Source organism: Pseudomonas sp. SDO55104_S430, assembly GCF_054070595.1.
In genome coordinates this window covers 1-2597 of record NZ_JBSVXG010000410.1, presented here as the reverse complement: position 1 = coordinate 2597, position 2597 = coordinate 1, and the positions used below count along the sequence as shown (strand labels likewise).

Sequence of the window (2597 nt, the reverse complement as noted above, 5' to 3'; positions counted from 1 at the left end):
ATGGCGTATTCCATTACCCACTGTAGGAGCGAGGCTTGCCCGCGAAGAGGCCGGTTGATTCAACAACAAACCAACAGGCAATCAGAAAGTCCCGGGATAACTCCCGCCATCGAGCAACAGATTCTGCCCGGTCAGGAACCCCGACTGCGCCCCACAGATAAACGCGCAATACGCACCAAACTCATCCGGCCGGCCAAAGCGCTGCGCCGGCACATGCTTGCGCCGCTGTTCGGCAATGCTCTCCACGCTCGCGCCATTGGCCTCGGCCGCCGCATTCAAAGTCTTCTGCAAGCGCTCAGTCTCGAACGGCCCCGGCAACAGGTTGTTCACCGTGACATTGTTGCCCGCCAACCGCGCCTGACGCGCCAGCCCCGCGATGAATCCGGTCAGCCCGCTGCGCGCGCCGTTGGACAGGCCCAGGACATCGATCGGCGCCTTCACCGCGCCGGAGGTGATGTTGACGATGCGCCCGAACCCACGCTCGGCCATGCCGTCGACACAGGCCTTGATCAGCTCGATCGGCGTGAGCATGTTGGCGTCCAGCGCCTTGAGCCAGTCTTCGCGCTGCCAGTCGCGGAAGTCACCCGGCGGCGGACCACCGGCGTTGTTCACCAGAATATCGACCTGCGGACAGGCCGCCAGCACCTGCGCGCGCACTGCCGCTTCGCTGATGTCCCCGGGCACGGTGCGCACCTCGATGCCCGGTGCCAACTGACGCAATTCTGCGGCGGCCGCCTGCAGGGTCTCATCGCCCCGGGCGTTGATCACCAGGTTCACGCCCTCCTTCGCCAGCGCCTGTGCACAGGCCAGGCCCAAGCCTTTGCTGGCGGCGCAGACAATCGCCCAGCGTCCCGAAATTCCCAAATCCATGACCCTGCTCCCATCAATTGAAAACGCCCACGTTAACACCGCACGCCCCCTTCACAGGGGATGACAAAGGGTGATCGCAGGATCAGACCTTTTCATTATCGGCGCTCCCGAGCCCTGATTACTGTTGCCCCACAAACAAGAACCACAAGCGGGAGACACCCATGAACCCATTTCAGTTTTATTTCCCCACCACCCTCAAAAGCGGCAACGGCCTGGTGCGTCAGGCCGGCGCGCTGCTCAAGCCCCACGTGCAGAAAAAGCTGCTGGTGGTCACCGACGAAGGCCTGATGGCGTCGGGGGTGATGGAAGCCTTTTTCGCCTCGCTGGCTGAAAGCGAGATTGCCTACGAAGTGTTCGCCGGAGTCGAGCCCAACCCCACCACCGACGTGCTGGAGCGCGCCGTGGCGTTCCTCAAAAGCCACGATTGCGATTCGGTGATCGGCGTCGGCGGTGGCAGCAGCATCGACACCGCCAAGGGTGTCGCGGCCATGGCCACCAACCCCGGCAACATTCTCGACTACGAGGGCTACGACAAACTCAAGCAGCCGCCGCTGCCGATCTTCGCCATCCCGACCACGTCCGGCACCGGCAGCGAGTGCACCGCGTCCACGGTGTTCACCAACACCAAAACGCTGTTCAAGACGGTGATCATCAGCCCCGCGCTGTTTCCGAAACTGGCGATTCTCGACGCCGAGCTGACCCTCAAGTTGCCGCCGTCGATCACCGCCGCCACCGGCATGGACGCCCTGACCCACGCCATCGAATCCTACGTCTCCAAGCAGGCCAACCCGATCAGCCAGGCCCTGGCGCTGCAAGCGATCAAGATGATCTGCACCCATCTGCCGAAAGCCTTCTTCACAGGCGTAGACCTGCACGCCCGGGAGCAGATGCTGCTCGCTTCGTTCCTCGCCGGCGTCGCCTTCGCCCAATCGAAACTGGGCAACGTGCATGCGATCTCCCACACCTTCGGTGGCGTGTTCAACATTCCCCATGGCATCGCCAACGCCACGCTGTTGCCCTACGTCATCGAATTCAACCTGCCGGCCTGCCCTGAACTGTTCCGCGAAATCGCCCTGGCCATGGGCGAGAACGTCGATGGCCTGAGCGTGGCTCAAGCCGGGCACAAAGTGGTGGAACACGTGCAGGCGTTGAACAAGGCCATCGGCATCCCCGACAACATCAAGGACCTGGGCGTGGACCTGGAGTACATGCCGCAGATGGTCAGCGACTCGATGCGCAGCGGCAACGTGCTGGTCAACCCGCGCCTGACCAATGCCGCCGACGTGGAGCGAATCATCCGCAACGCCTACCACGGCACTCACTGATCACTGCAAGAGAGACAATCCCATGTTTTATGAAATGCGCACCTACACCGTCCAGATCGGCAAGATGCAGACCTACCTCAAGCACTTCGAGGAAAACGGCCTGCCCGTGATCTCCCGCTACACCACGCTGGTGGGCTGGTGGTACACCGAAATCGGCGAGCTGAATCAGGTGATCCACATCTGGGCCTACGAGAGCCTGGACGATCGCATCGATCAACGCGCCGCCCTCTACCAGGACCCGGACTGGCTCGAAGGCTTCGTCCCGGTCGCCTTCCCGATGCTGGAAAAAATGGAATCGAAACTGCTGATGCCGGCGCAGTTTTCCCCGATCAAATAACCCCCACACACCGCATTTCCCTGTGGGAGCGGGCTTGCTCGCGAAGAGGCCGTGTCAGTCAACGT

3 protein-coding genes are annotated in these 2597 nt (G+C 62.2%); 2 read left to right on the top strand and 1 reads right to left on the bottom strand.

Annotated features, from left to right (window positions below; all coding sequences use genetic code 11):
- Window positions 1-81 precede the first annotated feature (81 nt).
- Window positions 82-870 (bottom strand): SDR family oxidoreductase, encoded by a 789-nt coding sequence (locus tag ACW9JE_RS30195; protein WP_457434846.1) that lies wholly within the window; start codon window positions 868-870, stop codon window positions 82-84.
- A 161-nt stretch (window positions 871-1031) separates the two neighbouring features.
- On the opposite strand from ACW9JE_RS30195, the gene ACW9JE_RS30190 reads away from it, so the two are divergent.
- Both ACW9JE_RS30190 and ACW9JE_RS30185 read left to right on the top strand, forming a co-directional pair.
- On the top strand, window positions 1032-2195 hold the full coding sequence (locus ACW9JE_RS30190) for an iron-containing alcohol dehydrogenase (RefSeq protein WP_457434845.1): 1164 nt from the start codon (window positions 1032-1034) through the stop codon (window positions 2193-2195).
- 22 nt (window positions 2196-2217) lie between these two features.
- A complete protein-coding gene (locus ACW9JE_RS30185; protein WP_457434844.1) occupies window positions 2218-2532 on the top strand; it encodes an NIPSNAP family protein in 315 nt (104 codons plus the stop codon).
- Window positions 2533-2597: the final 65 nt, after the last annotated feature.

Bases quoted from the DNA above. Each gene is read 5' to 3' on its own strand.
- ACW9JE_RS30195 (WP_457434846.1), bottom strand. From the start codon at position 870: ATGGATTTGGGAATTTCGGGACGCTGGGCGATTGTCTGCGCCGCCAGC.
- ACW9JE_RS30190 (WP_457434845.1), top strand. From the start codon at position 1,032: ATGAACCCATTTCAGTTTTATTTCCCCACCACCCTCAAAAGCGGCAAC.
- ACW9JE_RS30185 (WP_457434844.1), top strand. From the start codon at position 2,218: ATGTTTTATGAAATGCGCACCTACACCGTCCAGATCGGCAAGATGCAG.